Annotated in this window: 17 protein-coding genes; 7 read left to right on the top strand and 10 right to left on the bottom strand. The window is 41.4% G+C overall.

Annotation, left to right across the window (positions count from 1 at the left end; translation table 11 throughout):
• Positions 1–12: 12 nt before the first annotated feature.
• Positions 13–1,182 (bottom strand): type IV pilus twitching motility protein PilT, encoded by a 1,170-nt coding sequence (locus AC559H_RS06810; RefSeq protein ID WP_233423025.1) that lies wholly within the window; start codon positions 1,180–1,182, stop codon positions 13–15.
• Positions 1,183–1,346: 164 nt separating this feature from the next.
• On the opposite strand from AC559H_RS06810, the gene AC559H_RS06815 reads away from it, so the two are divergent.
• The 4 genes from AC559H_RS06815 to AC559H_RS06830 all read left to right on the top strand — a co-directional run bounded on the left by AC559H_RS06815 (position 1,347) and on the right by AC559H_RS06830 (position 4,766).
• A complete protein-coding gene (locus AC559H_RS06815) occupies positions 1,347–2,528 on the top strand; it encodes a DUF58 domain-containing protein (RefSeq protein ID WP_026786550.1) in 1,182 nt (393 codons plus the stop codon).
• 128 nt (positions 2,529–2,656) lie between these two features.
• Positions 2,657–3,019, top strand: a complete 363-nt coding sequence (locus AC559H_RS06820; RefSeq protein ID WP_026794102.1) for a ferredoxin-thioredoxin reductase catalytic domain-containing protein — start codon at positions 2,657–2,659, stop codon at positions 3,017–3,019.
• 98 nt (positions 3,020–3,117) lie between these two features.
• Complete coding sequence (locus AC559H_RS06825) at positions 3,118–3,531, top strand: DUF309 domain-containing protein (RefSeq protein WP_026794103.1); 414 nt, start codon at positions 3,118–3,120, stop codon at positions 3,529–3,531.
• 161 nt (positions 3,532–3,692) lie between these two features.
• Positions 3,693–4,766 carry a D-alanine--D-alanine ligase family protein gene (locus tag AC559H_RS06830; RefSeq protein WP_026794104.1) on the top strand — a complete coding sequence of 358 codons (1,074 nt, stop codon included), beginning with the start codon at positions 3,693–3,695 and terminating at the stop codon, positions 4,764–4,766.
• Positions 4,767–4,864: 98 nt separating this feature from the next.
• Here AC559H_RS06830 and hpsU read toward each other — a convergent pair whose 3' ends face one another.
• The 5 genes from hpsU to AC559H_RS06855 form a co-directional block, all read right to left on the bottom strand.
• The gene (gene hpsU / locus AC559H_RS06835; RefSeq protein WP_026794105.1) at positions 4,865–5,431 is read right to left on the bottom strand and encodes a hormogonium polysaccharide biosynthesis acetyltransferase HpsU; all 567 of its coding nucleotides are present in this window, start codon (positions 5,429–5,431) and stop codon (positions 4,865–4,867) included.
• Between the two features lie 3 nt (positions 5,432–5,434).
• Positions 5,435–6,361, bottom strand: coding sequence for a glycosyltransferase family 2 protein (locus AC559H_RS06840; RefSeq protein WP_026794106.1), 927 nt, complete (start codon positions 6,359–6,361; stop codon positions 5,435–5,437).
• 44 nt (positions 6,362–6,405) lie between these two features.
• Positions 6,406–7,350 (bottom strand): glycosyltransferase family 2 protein, encoded by a 945-nt coding sequence (locus tag AC559H_RS06845; protein ID WP_026794107.1) that lies wholly within the window; start codon positions 7,348–7,350, stop codon positions 6,406–6,408.
• Between the two features lie 64 nt (positions 7,351–7,414).
• The gene (locus tag AC559H_RS06850) at positions 7,415–8,023 is read right to left on the bottom strand and encodes a DUF3611 family protein (protein ID WP_026786543.1); all 609 of its coding nucleotides are present in this window, start codon (positions 8,021–8,023) and stop codon (positions 7,415–7,417) included.
• A gap of 107 nt (positions 8,024–8,130) precedes the next feature.
• The gene (locus AC559H_RS06855; RefSeq protein WP_036834075.1) at positions 8,131–9,168 is read right to left on the bottom strand and encodes an AI-2E family transporter; all 1,038 of its coding nucleotides are present in this window, start codon (positions 9,166–9,168) and stop codon (positions 8,131–8,133) included.
• Positions 9,169–9,186: 18 nt separating this feature from the next.
• On the opposite strand from AC559H_RS06855, the gene AC559H_RS06860 reads away from it, so the two are divergent.
• Positions 9,187–10,122, top strand: a complete 936-nt coding sequence (locus AC559H_RS06860) for a WD40 repeat domain-containing protein (protein ID WP_026786542.1) — start codon at positions 9,187–9,189, stop codon at positions 10,120–10,122.
• A 68-nt stretch (positions 10,123–10,190) separates the two neighbouring features.
• On the opposite strand, the gene AC559H_RS06865 is transcribed toward AC559H_RS06860, so the two are convergent.
• The 3 genes from AC559H_RS06865 to pyrG form a co-directional block, all read right to left on the bottom strand.
• Positions 10,191–10,610 carry a hypothetical protein gene (locus AC559H_RS06865; protein WP_026794108.1) on the bottom strand — a complete coding sequence of 140 codons (420 nt, stop codon included), beginning with the start codon at positions 10,608–10,610 and terminating at the stop codon, positions 10,191–10,193.
• Positions 10,611–10,772: 162 nt separating this feature from the next.
• Complete coding sequence (locus AC559H_RS06870; RefSeq protein ID WP_026786591.1) at positions 10,773–11,939, bottom strand: RNA-guided endonuclease InsQ/TnpB family protein; 1,167 nt, start codon at positions 11,937–11,939, stop codon at positions 10,773–10,775.
• 218 nt (positions 11,940–12,157) lie between these two features.
• Positions 12,158–13,828: a CTP synthase gene (gene pyrG, locus AC559H_RS06875; RefSeq protein ID WP_036834143.1), complete on the bottom strand. Its 1,671-nt coding sequence runs from the start codon at positions 13,826–13,828 to the stop codon at positions 12,158–12,160.
• 272 nt (positions 13,829–14,100) lie between these two features.
• On the opposite strand from pyrG, the gene psbP reads away from it, so the two are divergent.
• Both psbP and AC559H_RS06885 read left to right on the top strand, forming a co-directional pair.
• Positions 14,101–14,646, top strand: a complete 546-nt coding sequence (psbP, locus tag AC559H_RS06880) for a photosystem II reaction center PsbP (RefSeq protein ID WP_026786540.1) — start codon at positions 14,101–14,103, stop codon at positions 14,644–14,646.
• A 9-nt stretch (positions 14,647–14,655) separates the two neighbouring features.
• The gene (locus AC559H_RS06885; protein ID WP_026794110.1) at positions 14,656–15,279 is read left to right on the top strand and encodes a Maf family protein; all 624 of its coding nucleotides are present in this window, start codon (positions 14,656–14,658) and stop codon (positions 15,277–15,279) included.
• Positions 15,280–15,381: 102 nt separating this feature from the next.
• Here AC559H_RS06885 and AC559H_RS06890 read toward each other — a convergent pair whose 3' ends face one another.
• A complete protein-coding gene (locus AC559H_RS06890) occupies positions 15,382–17,751 on the bottom strand; it encodes an arylsulfatase (RefSeq protein ID WP_026794111.1) in 2,370 nt (789 codons plus the stop codon).
• Positions 17,752–17,915: the final 164 nt, after the last annotated feature.

The raw sequence follows: 17,915 nt of genomic DNA on the forward strand, positions 1-17,915 counted from the left end.
GATTTGAGGATTCTAACTAAAGGGGGATTTACCTGCTTTGAACTGGCGGGTGATACCCCCAGCGTCGATCCCAGCAATACGGAAGCGACGGTCTAAGTCCGTGGCGTCGGGAGAGGTTTTTTCGGCTTCTTCCATGGTGACTCGGGCAGCAATTACCTGTTCAAATAGGGCTTGGTTAATCAGTTGCATTCCTTCATAGGTATCGGATTCCATTAACTGTAGGGCGCTTTCCTCATCGCCTTTGAGCAGATAATCTCGCATGGCTGGGGTATTAACTAAAACATCGTGAACCGCCGTCCGTTTATTATCCACGGTGGGAACTAATAATTGAGCAATCACCGCCACTAAGGAATCACAAATCTGAATCCGTACCGCCGGCTGTTCGTCTACATTAAACAGGTTTAACAGACGATTAACCGCATTTAAAGCGTTGCGGGTATGGAGAGTTCCTAAAACTAAGTGACCCGTTTGAGAGGCTTGTAAAGCGGTATTAACAGTGGTGCGATCGCGCATTTCCCCAATTAAAATCACGTCGGGATCTTCCCTCAAAACTGCGCGTAATGCGTTATTAAATTCTAAGGTATGTAACCCGACTTCCCGTTGACTAATTAAACACATCTTCGAGGGATGAACAAATTCAATCGGGTCTTCAATGGTGACAATATGTTTTTTAGCTGTTTCATTCAAGTGACGAATCATCGCCGCTAGGGTCGAAGATTTCCCTGAACCCGTTGGCCCTGTAATTAAGATTAAACCCTGGGGAGAAGCAATAATATTTTTCAGAACTTGAGGTAATCCTAATTCATCAATAGAGGGAATTTGCAGATGAATTAAACGTAAAACCATCGCGCCTCCGGTCAGGGAATCAAAACAATTCACCCGACAGCGCACCAACCCCGGATAAAATACGGCTGTGTCTAGTTCCTTTGTGTCCGCAAACTGTTGGCGTTGATGGGGAGTCAGAACCTCATCCAAATAATGTTCAAATAGTTCAGGAGTGATTTTAGGCTGATCCTTGGCTCTGGTCATTTGACCCTGAATCCTAAATCGAGGGGTATGTCCGACCCGAATATGAATATCTGAGGCTTTTTTGCTATAAGCATCTTTAACCATCATTTTGATCGAAGATGCTGGATTGATAGCCACGGATGAAGGCTCCAATGCACTAGGAGGTGGAGGCATTTTGGGGGCGGGCTTGGGGGAAGCGGAATGGGTCATGGTTATTTGGCTGACTTCAACACAGTTTGGCATTAATTAAATTATAAAGAATATATATCTCCCCTGTCGGCTTTGTAAAAATTTTGTAACCCAACCCTAATCTCCTTTGTCCTCAATTACTTTTGATCATGAAAAAAAATCGGTTTAAATTACAACGTTGGTTAGAATCTCATGCGGTAACTCCTGATTATAGTGGTGGATTACTGATCGGATTATCTATATTTTTCTTTGGCTCCGCTACTAATACCATGGCGGGATGGTTATATGTGATTAGTGGAATTAGTTTTGCTTTATTAGCGATCGCCGCAATTTTACCCCAACGTTCCCTATCAGCCCTAAACATTAAACGAGAAACCATTCACCCCGTGAGTGTGGGAGATGATTTAACCCTGGAATTAACGATTGAAAATTCTAGCCATCAAGCGAGAACGCTGATTCAAGTTCAGGATTTATTACCCCCCAATTTAGGAAAATCTACCACAGTTATTGAACATTTACCTCCCCATGAATCTCGTCCTTATGTAACTTATATTCCCACCCAGAAACGCGGAATTTATCATTGGCTGGGAGTGCAATTAAGAACCGCCACACCCCTAGGATTATTCTGGTGTAGTCGGGAACGAGAAGCCCCAGCAACGGCAATTGTTTATCCGTTAGTTTTGCCCTTAACCACCTGTCCTATAATTGATGAAATGGGACAGGATTATAACCCGAATGTCTATGAAAATCGTCAATTTCAAATGGCAACCGAAGGCATTACCCGCACCTTAAGACCCTATCGTTATGGTGATGCTACCCGTTTAATTCATTGGCGTTCTAGTGCGCGTTATGGAGAATTACGGGTCAGGGAATTGGAAACTTCTAATGGCGGTCAAGAAGTTATTATTGGTTTAGATAGTAGTTTTTTCTGGCAACCCGATGATTTTGAACAAGCTGTAATTGCCGCCGCTTCTTTATATTTTTATGCGTCTCACAGTCAATTAAATGTGCAGTTATGGACGGCAAAAACTGGACTGGTTTCTGGTAATCGAGTGGTTCTGTATACCTTAGCAGATGTTCAGTATGGGGAAGATAGAGTTATAGAAAATTTCCCTAACTTGCCGATAATTTGGTTAACTCAAAATCCCGAATCTTTAGAAAAATTGCCCAGGGCAAGTCGTTGGTTGCTTTGGCCAAATTCTTCTGCCCCATTGCCTCAGAAAAAAAACGATAACCCCGGCCAAAAGTTAGCTAATTTGGGATTAGAAATTATTCCCGATCAACCTCTAAAATCTCAACTGCAATCTTCCTTGAGAAAATCAAATTTTTAGTCTATTAATCAGGATGAATTAATTTTTTTTTCTGTAATTTCATTGATCCTGTATCCTGTTATTTTCCAAATTGACACCCCTTGCGGTACAATTAAAATAGTATTGTTATACAAATTACACGCCGATCCATGACCCCAGAAACTAACGATAAATTATCCACTCAAAAGAGCTTAATGGCGATGAAGCAGTTCTCCGAACAGTATGCCATACGCACGGGAACTTACTTCTGCGCCGATCCTTCGGTAACTGCTGTGGTAATTGAAGGTTTAGCGAAACATAAAGACGAGTTAGGAGCGCCTCTTTGTCCCTGTCGTCATTACGAAGACAAAGAAGCTGAGGCCAAAAATACTTTCTGGAATTGTCCATGTGTTCCCATGCGAGAACGCAAGGAATGTCATTGTATGTTATTCCTAACCTCTGATAATGATTTTGCTGGAGATCAACAAGAAATTTCCCTAGAAGAAATTGAAAAAGTTCGCTCCACCTTGTAATAATTTTATCTGGTTTTGGTGTTAGGTCTTTGATTTTAGGGGGGATAGAGTTAGTAAATTCTGACTCATATCTAGTTTTAGGTTAGGAGTTTAAATCCATGCAAGAGGAAATTCCCAAGGCGTTTTGGCAAGGAGTTGAAGAATTTAATCAACAACAATTCTATGCTTGTCACGACACTTTAGAGGCTTTGTGGATGGAAGCACCACAACCGGAGAAAAAATTCTATCAAGGAGTTTTACAAATCGCTGTCGGGTTGTATCATTTAAGCCAAAAAAATTGGAAAGGAGCTGTTATTTTGATGGGGGAAGGATTGGCAAAGCTAGACTATTATTATCCTGATTATAGTGGGATTGATGTAGAACAGTTGATGGATGAAACAAGCCAACTTTTAAAAGCATTACAAATAGCTGGATCTGAAAAAGTAGAGGAGTTTTTACCCTTGATAAAGCCTCAAGGTACTGTCCAGGGTTTGAAATTACCGAAAATTCAAAAAATTAGAAATAGGGAATAGGGATCACGGATTTAAGAGGATTTCACGGATTTCACGGATTTTAATCTGTGTTAATTTGCGTAATTCTATTGAATCCGTGATCGATAATGGGTTAATAAATCAACTATTAACTCTTAAACTGATAACTGATAACTGTTTACTGATCACTGATTCCGATGGCTATGGCTAAATTACGGGTGGGATTATTATTTGGTGGGTGTTCTGGTGAACATGAAGTTTCGATTAGTTCTGCTAGAGCGATCGCAAAAGCCTTAACAACTGGTGAAAATACAACTCGATACGAACTGATACCCGTATATATTCAAAAAAATGGGGTTTGGAAAGATAGCGATATTGCTCAACAGGTTTTAGAGTCAGGAAAACCTCTATTAATTACCGATGAAGCTCAACGTCGCGATCGCATTCCTCAAGATATTAATTTATCAGAAATTGACCTTTGGTTTCCGATTTTACACGGCCCCAATGGAGAGGATGGAACAATTCAAGGGTTATTAACTTTAATCCAGGTTCCCTTTGTGGGTTCTGGGGTATTGGGTTCGGCGATTGGGATGGATAAAATTGCGATGAAAATGGCATTTGCTCAAGCGGGTTTACCTCAAGTTAAATATAAAATGGTGATGCGATCGCAAATTTATTCAAACCCCTGTATTTTCCCTAAATTATGTGATGAATTAGAAGCGGAATTAGGTTATCCCTGTTTTGTGAAACCTGCTAATTTAGGTTCATCCGTTGGCATTTCTAAAGTCAGAAATCGTCAAGAATTAGAAACTGCTTTAGATAACGCAGCCAGTTATGATCGACGGATTATTGTAGAAGCGGGAGTCATTGCTAGGGAAGTAGAATGTGCCGTATTAGGAACAGATAGACCCAAGGCTTCTGTAGTTGGAGAAATTACCTTTAATAGTGATTTCTACGATTATGAAACCAAATATACCGAAGGCAAAGCCGATCTATTTATCCCAGCAAAAATTAGCGATGAAATTGCTAATAAAATTAAAGAAATGGCTGTTGAAGCATTTTTAGCCGTCGATGCAGCCGGGTTAGGACGGGTTGACTTTTTCTATGTGGAAAAAACTGGAGAAATTTTAATTAATGAAATTAATACTCTCCCTGGTTTTACGGCTACGAGTATGTATCCTCAACTGTGGGCTGCAACGGGGGTTTCTTTCCCTGAATTGGTGCATCAATTAATCCAATTTGCCTTAGAAAGACATTCAGAAATTAAACGGGATTAAAACTAAAACTAGGAGAAAAACAGACCTCTTAATTCCCTATTCCCTATTCCCTATTCCCTATTCCCTATTACCTATTCCCTATTACCTATTCCCTTAAATTAGTGCATCGGTCTGGGATAACAGGGACGACAGGGAGAACCGATACAAACTTGGTCGGAGGGCATAGTTTTAAATACACTACTACGCGCTCCAATCACTGAATTTGACCCGATTTTAACCCCTGGCCCAACAAAACAATCCATACCTACCCAAACCCCATTTTCAATATCAATGGGGGCTGTTTTTAATTCAAACTTAGGATCTTTAATATCATGACCTCCGGTGCATAAATAGCTTTTTTGGGAAATAACGCAATGTTCCCCTACGGTAATTTCATCTAAGCTATAAAACACCACATCATCCCCAATCCAACTATAATTCCCGACGGTGACTTTCCAAGGATAGGTAAATCGGGCTGTGGGACGGACTATCACCCCCTGACCAACTTTAGCGCCAAATAATCGTAGGATTTGACAGCGAATTCCATTAAAAGGATGTAAGGTGAGGGGAAATGCGATCGCTTGTACTAACCACCATAACAACACAAACCAACCCGGTTTTCCCCGATCAAAATTAGATTGATCATATTGGCGTAAATCCACAAAAGTTGTTTCTTCTTGCAACATAAATCAATTGAGAATGGGGGGTTTATCAGGTTTTGGGGTGACATTTAATTGGCCGCCAAATGTACGCAATTCAAATAATTTTACCCCGATTTGATATTCATATTGACTTAAAAGACGGCCATAAATATATCCGGCTTTGCCATCTAAGAATCCCAAGCGGATGATATAAAATATAATAAACCTTAATAGGGGTTTAAAGGGTAATCTCACCCAAATTTTCTTTAAGAATCGTTTGCGTTGAACCGAATCCCCAAATAGATCAGCACCAATAGTTTTGCTGTCATCTGTCCCCATCAAAGTATTATAATAAACCCGAGCTTCCCAATTAGAATAACGATTATGGCGTTCAATCCAGTGGAATAAATCTCGAAAATCTTCATGGAGCATATCATTTTTCAGATATCCCACTTGACCGGAAGACATGACAACGTGCTCATGAACTTCATTATCCCCAGTATTGGGAACATCTTCCGTATTTAAGTTTTCATAACGGCCTAATTTATGCTTAAATAAACGTAAATTCCAGTCGGGATATTTGCCCCCATGACGCACCCAAGTTCCTAAAAAGAAGACCCGACGATTAATATAATATCCTGTATATTCTGGGTTGTTAATTACTTCAGCAATTTCATCCCAAGACTCAGGAGTAATTCGTTCATCACAATCTACAATTAATACCCATTCATTTCTAAAGGGTAAGGTTTCTAATGACCAATTTTTCTTTTTTGGCCATCCTCCTTTAAAATAAAATTGAACCACCTTAGCCCCATAATCTTCGGCGATTTCTACACTGCGATCGCTACTTTGGGAATCAACAACAAAAATCTCATCAGCCCGGGCTACACTAGCTAAACAGGCAGGTAAATTAGACTGTTCATTTCTAGCAGGAATCAATACAGAAACCGGAAGTTTGGAGGGATTAGAATTCATAATTAAACTTAACAATAGATAAAATGATTGACCACGATTGCGATTTATTTTTGAGAATTCTCTCGTTTAGATTCAGAATGAACTAAACCAGAAATTGCAGCACCCAAATAGCCGATTTGACCATAAGCATACACGAAATTATCAAATCGTAAGGCAGGATTATCAAAATATTTAAGGGTTTTGTATAACCCTCGGATAATGCGTTCCCCACCTCGTCCGAGTTGTACCATTCCATCCCGCCCAGCTAACTGTTCCCGATAACATTCGCTAATGCCTTGCCACCATCCCCGCTCCATAAACCAAGCTCTGTTGACCCGTTCCGGTGCAACATGATGGGCAACTAACGCTTCAGGAACATAAGCGACTTGCCAACCTTGTTGGAGGGCGAGTTCAGTCATCTGTAATTCTTCGTTAGATAATAACCGTTTTCCCACCCGACCCAAATTGACATCAAAACCGCCAATTTTCTCTAAGAAACTGCGACGGATGGAATAATTTAACCCTCTGGGTGTCAAACCAGGATTTTTAATTTCAACCCACTGGTCTCCCAAATTGTATTCACCCAAATTTCCGGCTAAATTATCAGACAACCAAGGTGGGGGAATGATTTTCTCTGGCCAAATCAATGTGACTTTCCCCCCAGCGATCGCCAGTTTCGGGTGATTTTCATAAGCCGAATATAACACTCTTAACCATTGAGGTGTAGCAATAGCATCATCATCTAAATAGGCAATAATGGGGCTTTGGGAGTTTTTTGCCCCTGTATTACGAGCAACGGATAACCCCGTAACTGGTTCATAGATATATCGCAGTTTAGGATTCGGAAGACGGCTTTCAACTACTTGACGAGTTCTATCCGTTGAAGCATTATCAACAACAATAATTTCAAAATCACTAAAATCTTGTTGCAGTAAACTATCAATCGCTAAACCCAAATATTGTTCTCGATTGTGAGTACAAATAATCGCAGAAATAAGGGATTGTGACATAAATTATACTCCATTATATTGCTTAAAAACAAGGTGCAATCGGTTTATAAATGCAGAGTATGTATTAGGAATTAGACTGATGGGAACCGACGCGAGTTAATAACCACAAACTCACGATAATTCCGATTACCTCCGCAGCCATGGCACTTAGCATAGCCTGAATTGCAATTAGATTGAACGGAGTGACAATAGAACCCGGATTCAAAACCGTTGTCCCCGGAGTTGGAGTCAGAATTTTAGACCCTCCTGGGGGTAAGGTTAGCATCCGATACAATAAGGTTCCCACAATTAAGAAACCTACTAAAATTACACAGATCATACCGATAAGATTAATCACAATTCCAATCCATAGGGCATGAACTACTTCTGCTTTCGGGGGGCGTTCATTCGGGTCTTCTAATTTACCGCCAATTTGAGTGTATCGGAAACACCAATAAATTGTAAAAATTAAAGCAAATAAACAGCCATATCCTAAAACTATAACCAAGGCCGAATTTTGCGAATTAGAAGGAGAAGCCGGTCTCAAAAATAGCACAAAAATTAAAAGCAATATGGGAATGATTGCTAAGATAGATTGTACCCAAAACCCCAGATAACCCAAACGACGAAAATCTTGGGCAATTTCATGAATATTAGGAGAATTTGAGTCATAGTTTAGATAGGGGTCAACCATTTTTTTCCTTGGGTAATTTAAAAAGAGGGAACAGGGAACAGGGAACAGGGAACAGGGAATAGGGAATAGGGAATAGGGAATAGGGAATAGGTAAGAGTTGACCTCCTCTAATCACCTAATTTCCATTGATCTAATAAATCATTGAGTAAAAGTTCTTGAATCCAAATTTTACTAACTACGGTTAAGGGTAAAGCTAAAACTAAGCCTAACACGCCGAAAAAGGTGGCAAAAAAGATTTGGGCTATTAAGGTGATCGCGGGTAACAGATCGACCTGTTTTTGCATGACTAGGGGACTAAACCAATAGCTTTCTAAGTTTTGAATAATAACGTATAAGATAATCACTGCCAAGGCTTTCCAGGGTGTATCTAATAGGGCAACCGCAACGGGAAAAACTACGCTGGCTGTTGGCCCAATATTAGGAACAAAGTTAAAGATTCCCGCTAATAGGGCGTGGGCAAAAACAAAGGGAACCCCCAAAATTAATAGACCGATACCACTCAAAACTGCAACAAAGGTGGAAGTAATCACAATACCCCCCATCCATTGCAACAGGACTATTTCACATTGAGATAGAATATAATCTGTCCGATTGCGATAAAATGAGGGAAATAGACGCACAAATCCTTGACGATAGGACAAAGGATCTGCTAATAACATTAAGGTAAATATTAATACCAACACAAACTGTAAAAAATTGCCAATCGAGTTAGAAAAGAACGCAAAGAAATTTCCTAATAGTTTTTGAGCTAGGGGCCCAACTTGTTGCGCTATTTGAGTAACATTCGGCAGTTCAATATTCAGATTCGGAAGCCAAATTGGAGGATTTTTAATCAGATTGTTCAGCCAAATCAGAAATTTATCGTATCCGACGGGAACCAATTTAATTAGTTCTTGAAATTGCCCCCAAAACGGAGGTAAGACTACACTAATCAACACCGCACCCATGATCGTAATTAAAGTCAGTGACAACAGAACAGCCCACCCTCGCTTGAGTCCAAGCCGTTGTATCCGACGGACTAAACTATTAATTGCAATTGAGAAAACAACCGAGGTAAAGACCAGCAGTAAGATCTGCCTAAACTGCCATAGAATAATTAAAGCAATAATTAAACAAAGAAACCCGATCCAGTCTGCTAGTTTCAAGAGATTAACTCCTTCAATATGCTACAGCCTCAACTTTCAAATTGGGAATGTTACAATACCCTTCCTATCCATTCCGATGCAGTCCGAGTGGTGGCGATTAGTTATGATGGCCAAATTCTTGCCAGTCGTAGTGATGATACCACTTTACAACTCTATAACTTAAAAACCCCCTGCCAGCCTATCATTCTAGCTGATAATTTAGAGCGAGAATATCAGGGTTATGGGTTAACATTCAGTCCAAATTCTCCCATACTAGCGATTGAATCTGACAAAAATGTTCATCTTTGGAATGTAATTACCCGTCAAAATCAAGTATTGGACTTAGGATTATCGGTTCCGATTTGTTCCTTAGCCTTTAGTCCTAATGGTCAACTTCTAGCTGCGGGAAGTTTTGATGGTATGATTGGGTTTTGGGATTTAACCTCTAATCAACCCCTCCCCCCTTTAAAAGCCCATTTCTTTCCGATTTGGTCATTAGCTTTCAGTCCCGATGGTTTGACTTTGGCTAGTGGGAGTGGAGATGGCACAGTAGGATTATGGAGTTTAGATCACCGACATTCCGATGCTCTTTTAGTCGGTCATTCCTTCCCCGTTTGGTCGGTGGCTTTTAGTCCCGATGGTTTAACTTTGGCTACGGGGAGTGAGGACAAAACCATTAAACTCTGGTGGCTGGAAATTGGCCAGGAGTTAGTAACTTTCCTTGGTCATACGGGTACTGCGGAATCCCTGGTTTTTTCCCCAAACGGTAAAATTTTAGTCAGTGCTAGTCAAGATCAAACCTTAAAGCTATGGCAAATTAGCCCAAATTTACAGGTCGGAAACCAATCAGACCCGATTCAGACCCTCACTGGTCATACAGGTGGGATTGGGACGGTGGCTTATAGTCCTTCTGAAGATTTAATTGTCAGTGGAAGTACGGATGGAACAATTAAACTTTGGCGACAAAGGGGTTGAGGGGAGACAAGGAATTTAAACTCCTTCTATTACCCATTCGTAATTCGTAATTCGTAATTCGTAATTATTTATAGCAAAGAATGTCCGGTTTTGTTATGAATAAAATCTAAAATTTTAGAATAGGCTTCAGCATTGGTTTGAGGGTTAATAATAACGGGTTCTTTACCATCGGGAAGCCAAAATGTAATCCGTTGGCTGGCATCAATTACAAAGGTATTAAGACGATTCAAGTCAATAATATATTCATGACGATCATAAATAATTTTAACCCAATAGTTCGTTGGGCAATGGGTTGTAATTCTTTGAATATACCCCAAAATATCCTCATAGGTTTTGGGATTAATTTGATGGTTAATAATCATTTGTTTGCCATTAGCTGGCAACCAAAACGCAATCCGTTTGTTAAATCCAGACGCAAACGCACTTACACTATCGAGATCAACGAGATAGGTTTCTCGCTCATAATTCATTTTGATCCAGTACGCCACAAAACCTCCTCAGACCTGTGAATCCTTCCCGGGACTCAACTCACTTGTAAATCGGATCAACAGACCAGAGGACAATGATCGCTTACCCATTCTGTATCATTATAGAATAATGATTGATCAGATAGGATCAAAATCTTTCCGATCCAAAAAAGCTAACAAATGCTAACTATTGTCCGCTTTTTCTTCCTGTTTCCACCTGGAAGTGTCGGCACTATCCAGTCCACAGGCTAACACGACTAATCTAGCCGCTTCTTGTTTTAAATTAATAGCAGCATTCAAATCTCTATCACACTCAAAACCGCAGTTATTACACTGGAACACTCTTTGAGACAGTGACAGAGATAATTTTTTCTCACCACAACTAGAGCAAGTTTTACTACTGGGATAAAATCTATCCACAATCACTAACTTACTACCATATAGTTGAGTTTTATATTCTAACTGCCGACGGAACTCATAAAAGCCCATGTCAGCTATAGCTTTAGACAACTTACCATTAGCTAACATTCCTGATACATTCAAATCTTCTATCCCTATAACTGCGTGGTTTTTGCTGATATAAGTGGTGATTTTATGTAATGTATCTTTCCTAATGTTGGCTATTTTTTGGTGTAGTCTCGCTATTTTTATTTGGGCTTTTCTGGAATTATTTGAACCGACTTGTTTGTGCCGATTCAAGTATTGCATTCTTGCTAACTTGTGTTCATACTTTTTATAACTTTTTGCTCCATCAAATACTTCTATTGTTGATAATGTGGCTAAATGATTTATTCCTAAGTCAACTCCGACAAACTCTTGTTTTTTAGGGGTTTGACTGGTTTCTACTTCTATTTTCCAAGAAATAAACCACTTGTCAGCTTGTTTACTGATTGTGACTGATTTGGGTTTATATCCAAACGGTAAAAGTTCATAGGTCTTTATCCATCCAATTATCGGAACTTTTACTTTTCTATGGTCAATATGAACTGCACCATCTAATGTAAAAGAATCATGTCTACCTTTTTTCTTGAAGTTGGGAAATCCTTTAACTTTTTTGAAAAAAGATTGAAAGGCATCTGACAAATATCTTAATGCGTACTGAGGAGCGCATTTAGATACATCATAATACCAAGGATGGATAGATTTAACTGCTGCTACTAACCATTTATGTAAGTCTATGGCTGTGGGAAATTTGATTTTGTCATCAGGATTAAGTTTATTATGTATGAGAACCTGTTCACATAATCCTAAACCTTGATTCCAAGCGTGTCTGGCTACTCCTGCGTGTTGCGCCAGTAGTAGACGTTGTTGCTTGTTGACCTTCAATTGAGTCTTGAATCCTAGTAGCAATTATATTTTACACCAGCCCGACATTGTTACAGAAAATCTGACTTTGGCTGCAAGCATAAGTAGGTAATTGTTAGAAATTGTTAGCTTTTTAACTACTGTTAATTTACCCCTGAAATTAGAAATTGATGCCCCTGCTCTTTCTTTCTGACTAAGTTAACAATTTTAGGATAATTCAGCCGAAGAATTAAACAGGGAATTAGAATGCAACCCGGTCAGGTCTAATTGTCCATGGGTAGGGTGCTGTCCTTTAAGCTGGGCTGAGGTTCTAATAAATGGGTGGCTGCGGCCACAAATCCTTGAAATAGCGGGTGAGGACTATTTGGCCGGGATTGAAATTCGGGGTGAAATTGGGTAGCCACGAAAAAGGGATGGTTGGATAATTCAATAATTTCTACTAAACGGCCATCGGGAGAAGTTCCACTAATCAGATATCCAGATTCTAAGAATAGTGTTCGGTAGGCATTATTGAATTCATAACGATGACGATGGCGTTCATAAATAACTTCCTGTTGATACAGTTTAAACGCTAAAGTATCCGGTTGTAAGCGGCAGGGATATAATCCTAAACGCATGGTTCCTCCCAAGTCTACTACATCCTGTTGTTCTGGTAATAAATGAATTACAGGATTAGGGGTTTGGGGATCAAATTCAGCACTATGCGCCCGCTCTAGTTTGGCAATATGACGCGCCCATTCAATCACAGAACATTGCATTCCTAAACATAACCCCAGGAAGGGTATTTTATGTTCTCTGGCATATTCAATCGCCATGATTTTACCATCGGTTCCTCGCTGTCCAAACCCGCCAGGAACGACAATTCCTTGCACATTTTTGAGATAATTTTCGGGATTATTCCCCTCAATATCTTCGGAATTAATCCACTCTAAATGTAATTCTACTCCCTCCTGAATAGCTGCATGACGCAGGGATTCTACCACCGATAAATAGGCATCGCTTAACTGGATATATTTACCCACAATCGCAATTTTGATTTGAGGATGGGGGAGAGGACATTTTGTATTTATATCCCGATGATAAAGCCGATCAACTAAAGTTTGCCATGCGGTTAAATTCGGTTGTCGCTGTTCTAATTGTAACAGTTTTAAACTCTGTTCGGCAAGTCCTTCTTTCTCTAAAAGTAAGGGAACTTCATAAATACTATCTGCATCGGGGGAAGTAATAACACAATCAGCTTCTACATCACAAAAACCAGCAATTTTTTCTTTAATTCCGAGGGGAATTTGGCGCTCGCAACGACAGACTAAAATATCCGGTTGAATCCCAATTGATCGTAATTCTTTAACCGAATGTTGGGTCGGTTTAGTTTTCATTTCCCCCGCCACACCAATCCAAGGAATTAAAGTAACGTGCAGATAAATAACATTTTTCCGACCCACATCCTTCCTAAATTGACGAATTGCTTCTAAAAAAGGTAGGGATTCAATATCACCAACGGTTCCCCCAACTTCCGTAATTACCACATCAGGATTCGTGTTTTTTGCCACTCGATGAATCCGTTCTTTGCATTCATTAGTAATATGAGGAATGACTTGAACCGTACCTCCTTGATAGTCTCCCCGACGTTCTTTATTAATCACCGCTTGATAAATAGCCCCGGCCGTGACACTATTAAGACGGGACATGGAGGTATCGGTGAAGCGCTCATAATGTCCCAAGTCCAAATCCGTCTCCGCCCCATCTTCGGTCACAAAGACCTCCCCATGTTGAAATGGACTCATGGTTCCAGGGTCAACATTAATATAGGGATCGAGTTTAAGAATGGATACGGAATAGTTCCGCGACTTGAGCAGACGTCCTAAACTAGCGGCAACAATTCCTTTACCAATACTCGATACTACCCCACCCGTGATAAAAACAAACTTAGTCATAAAAAATTACCTGAGCGTCTCCAATGCTCTATCAATTGTGCCATAAAACCTGACAAAAATTTGAGATAAACTACCAAAAGTAGTAAGCCCTTCAGGGCTTATTAATTCTTGATCTATAAACCCATAATTAATCATAAATTATCCGATAATTCTAACTCCAAATTAATAAAAATTGAAACCAAAAGCCCGAATAATGAGAAAATAGGAAAATTGGGATCACCCTGATCACAACAAAATGCACTCATTCACGATTTTATGAGGAAAAAGATCAAATGTTCAAACGAATTTTAGCAATAGCTTTAGTCTGTTTTAGCCTGAGCTTAACAGGTTGTATATCCGTTGGCGCGGGATTAAATAGTTTTGTGGATACCGGAGATGGCTATGAATTTATCTATCCTAACGGATGGACACAGGTGAGTGTTGCTAACGGCCCCGATACGGTACTACACGATATGATTGAACAAGGTGAAAATGTTAGTGTGGTAATCAATCCGGTTTCTAATCCGAATCAAACCCTCGCAGAAATTGGCACTCCCACTGAGGTAGGATATACATTGAGTAAAAAAGCGATCGCCCCAGAAGGTTCAGGACGTACCGCAGAACTAATTAATGCAGAATCCTTTGAAAAAGGATCAAATCTTTATTATTGGTTAGAATACGCGGTACAACTTCCGAATGAACAAAAACGGCATGACTTTGCTAGTGTTACTATTAGTCGTGGAAACCTATTTACATTAAATGTTTCCACTACTGAAAAACGTTGGGAAAAAACTCAACAACTTTTAAAACAAGTGGTGCAATCTTTTAAAGTTTATTAATTGAGTTTCATGAATCAGCCCAATCGAATCACATTTATTTTAGCTTCTGCTTCCCCGGCGCGTAAACGGTTATTAGAAACCATTGGGATTCAGCCGATTATTCTCAAAAGTGATTTTGATGAATCCCAAATCGCAGATTCTAACCCTGTAGAATTAGTCCAAAAACTTGCCCAATGTAAAGCAGAAGTTATCACCCAAAGATTAATGAATCAACCTAAAAATGAGGGGGAAATTCTATTGGTTTTGGGGTGTGATTCGGTTTTGGCTGTTGGGGGAGAAATTTATGGCAAACCTGCTAATATTGAGGAAGCGATCGCCCGTTGGCAAACCATGCGGGGTCAAGTGGGACAACTGTATACGGGTCATGCTTTAATTAATGTTTCTACTGATCAAATATTAGTCTATTCTCAAACCACTAATGTCTATTTTGCTAATATTTCCGATAGTGAAATTAAGGATTATGTTGATACCGGAGAACCTTTAAATTGCGCTGGATGTTTTGCGATTGAAGGCAAGGGCGGTTTATTTATTGAAAAATTAGAAGGATGCCATACCAATGTGATTGGATTAAGTCTACCTTTATTAAGAAAAATGATCCAAGAATTAGGATATAATATTACTAACTTCTGGTAGCAACGCCCGCGCCAAATTATTAAACCACAAAGACACTAAGACACTAAGAGGATGATCCGCCCATCATTACACAAGGGTAATGATAGGCGATCGCTATTTAACCTATTGTCGCGCCATCATGATCTTCAAACGATCTTCGGGTTTAATAAAATGGTCGTGGTTATCCGTACCGACGTCGATTTGTACCCAAGTAATTTTTCCGTTGAAGCGACTACTTTTGAGATTGTAGTCGGGAGTTACGGGTGTACCGGACTCGTAGCCCACATCAGTCGTCTCGTCTGCTGAAAAGATGAATGCTTGGGTCTGTTCCACACGACCCGCGCCCACTTGCTGGCCGTCGTAGTAGAGTGTAACGTTACCTCCCTTACCCAAACCGCCACCATCGTAGGCAAACTCCATGCGCACTTGATGTTTCCCTGTTGAGATCGGCTGTTCGGCTTCGGTAACATAACTATCGATACCCAGGACATTATAGACAAACTTGGCTTTCCCTTCATGGGCATAGACGCTCCAACCCCCGAACCGACCGCCTTGGGCAATAATCACACCTTCTGCTCCCTCCGGGGGAATTTCTAGTTGGGATGTCACGGAGAAGGATTTGTTCTTGATATTGACAACGCTGTTTTCCGAAAGTCGTCCCATACCTGTAAAGAACAACTGCGAGTTCCCCTTAATCAAAGTCGGCCGGCCCGCCATTTCAGGATCAACCCGTTCCATTTGGCGATCATCCAATGGCAGAACATTATATTTAACCGCCTCAATCAGAAATTGACGTTGTAATTCGTGCAATTTCTCTGGCATCTCTTTGGAGAGGTCATGGGCCTGTGTCCAGTCTTTGCTACCGTCGTAAAGTTCCCAAATATCATCATCAAAGGGCAACATCTTTTGACCAGTCATCACCCAGGGGGTGCGGTGCTTGGTGACAGCACTCCAACCTTTGTAGTAGATACCCCGGTTGCCAAACATCTCAAAATACTGCACATCATGACGTTCTGGAGCTTGGGCATCATTGAAGCTATACACCATGCTTGTCCCTTCGTAGGGACTTTGCAGCACCCCGTTGACGATGGTTGGTTCAGGAATGCCTACCATCTCCAAAATCGTCGGAGCCAGATCAATGACATGGGTGAACTGGTTGCGGATACCGCCTTTTTCCTCGATGGTCTTGGGATAGCGGACAATTGTGCCGTTGCGAGTACCGCCCCAGTGGGATGCCACCTGTTTCGTCCATTGATAGGGGGCATCCATCGCCCAAGCCCAAGCCACCGCATAGTGGTTATAGGACTCAGGAGAACCAAATTCGTCCAGCTTAGACAACAGGAATTCCGGTGTCTCCAGGCCAGCTAGACCGTTGAAGTTCGCCATTTCGTTGAAGGCGCCATGAATTGTGCCTTCGGCGGAAGCACCGTTATCGCCAATAATCACATAGACGAGGGTATCATCGAGGATTTCTAACTCCTCCAGAGTCTCGATCAGCCTCCCAACTTGGTGGTCAGTGTGTTCCAGAAACGCTGCATAAACCTCCATTTGCCGTTGCAACACGGTCTGAAGTTCGGGGCTCATCTCATCCCATGCGGGAATTTCTGCATGACGGGCTGTTAGCTCCGCATTGGGGGAAATCACCCCTAGTTGCTTCTGTTGGGCAAAGGTAATTTCTCGTTGCTGATCCCAGCCGTGGGCAAACTTGCCTTTGTACTTCTCGATCCATTCCTTGGGAACGTGATGGGGGGCATGGGTGGCACCGGGGGCAAAGTACATGAAGAAGGGCTTATCGGGCATCAGGGCTTTCTGTTGGCTAACCCAGGAGATGGCTTTATCCCCTAGGTCTTCCGTCAGGTGGTAGCCTTCTTCGGGGGTCTTGGGTGGCTCAATGGGAATTGTCCCTTCATACAGGGCTGGCTCCCACTGATTATTTTCCCCACCAATAAAGCCGTAGAAATACTCAAACCCGCCACCGCCTGTGGGCCAAGCGTCGAAGGGCCCCATCGGGGAGGTTTGCCAGACCGGAACTTCGTGGCACTTGCCCAAATAGGCCGTCGAGTAGCCATTCAACTTGAGTGTTTCTGCTAGGGGGGCTTTGGTATTTGGGCGCACGGAGCTATAGCCGGGGGCAGCCGTGGCGGTTTCAGTGATATTGCCCATGCCCACGGAATGATGATTCCGTCCGGTGAGTAATGCTTGTCGGGTGGGGGCGCAAAGGGCGGTGGTGTGAAAGCGGGTGTATTTTAGTCCCTGGGATGCTAATTTCTCGAAGTTTGGGGTGTTGCAGGGGCCACCAAAGGCACTGGACGCACCAAAACCCACATCATCGAGCAGAACAATCAGGACATTGGGCGCACCTGCCGGGGGACGCAGATCTCGAATCGGGGGATACTTGGTGTCTGGATCTTTGGCGTCGTAAGTGGTTGTCCCGATCTGAGGTCGGTCAGGAATTGGGAGAATTTGGCGTTGAATTGGATCGTTTGCTGTCATGATTAATGGGGCTTTTAAATTTTTATAAGTCTATATAAGTATAGCAATCCTATTTGAATTGTGTGCAAACTTTAGGGTTATAATAGCCCCCCCAAACCCCCCGTGCACGAGGGGCAGGAATAGGGAACGGGGAATTACGAATTATGAATTGGATCAATACTTCT

It is taken from the genome of Planktothrix prolifica NIVA-CYA 540, from assembly GCF_963864145.1.
In the GTDB taxonomy this organism is placed as follows: Bacteria; Cyanobacteriota; Cyanobacteriia; order Cyanobacteriales; family Microcoleaceae; genus Planktothrix; species Planktothrix agardhii.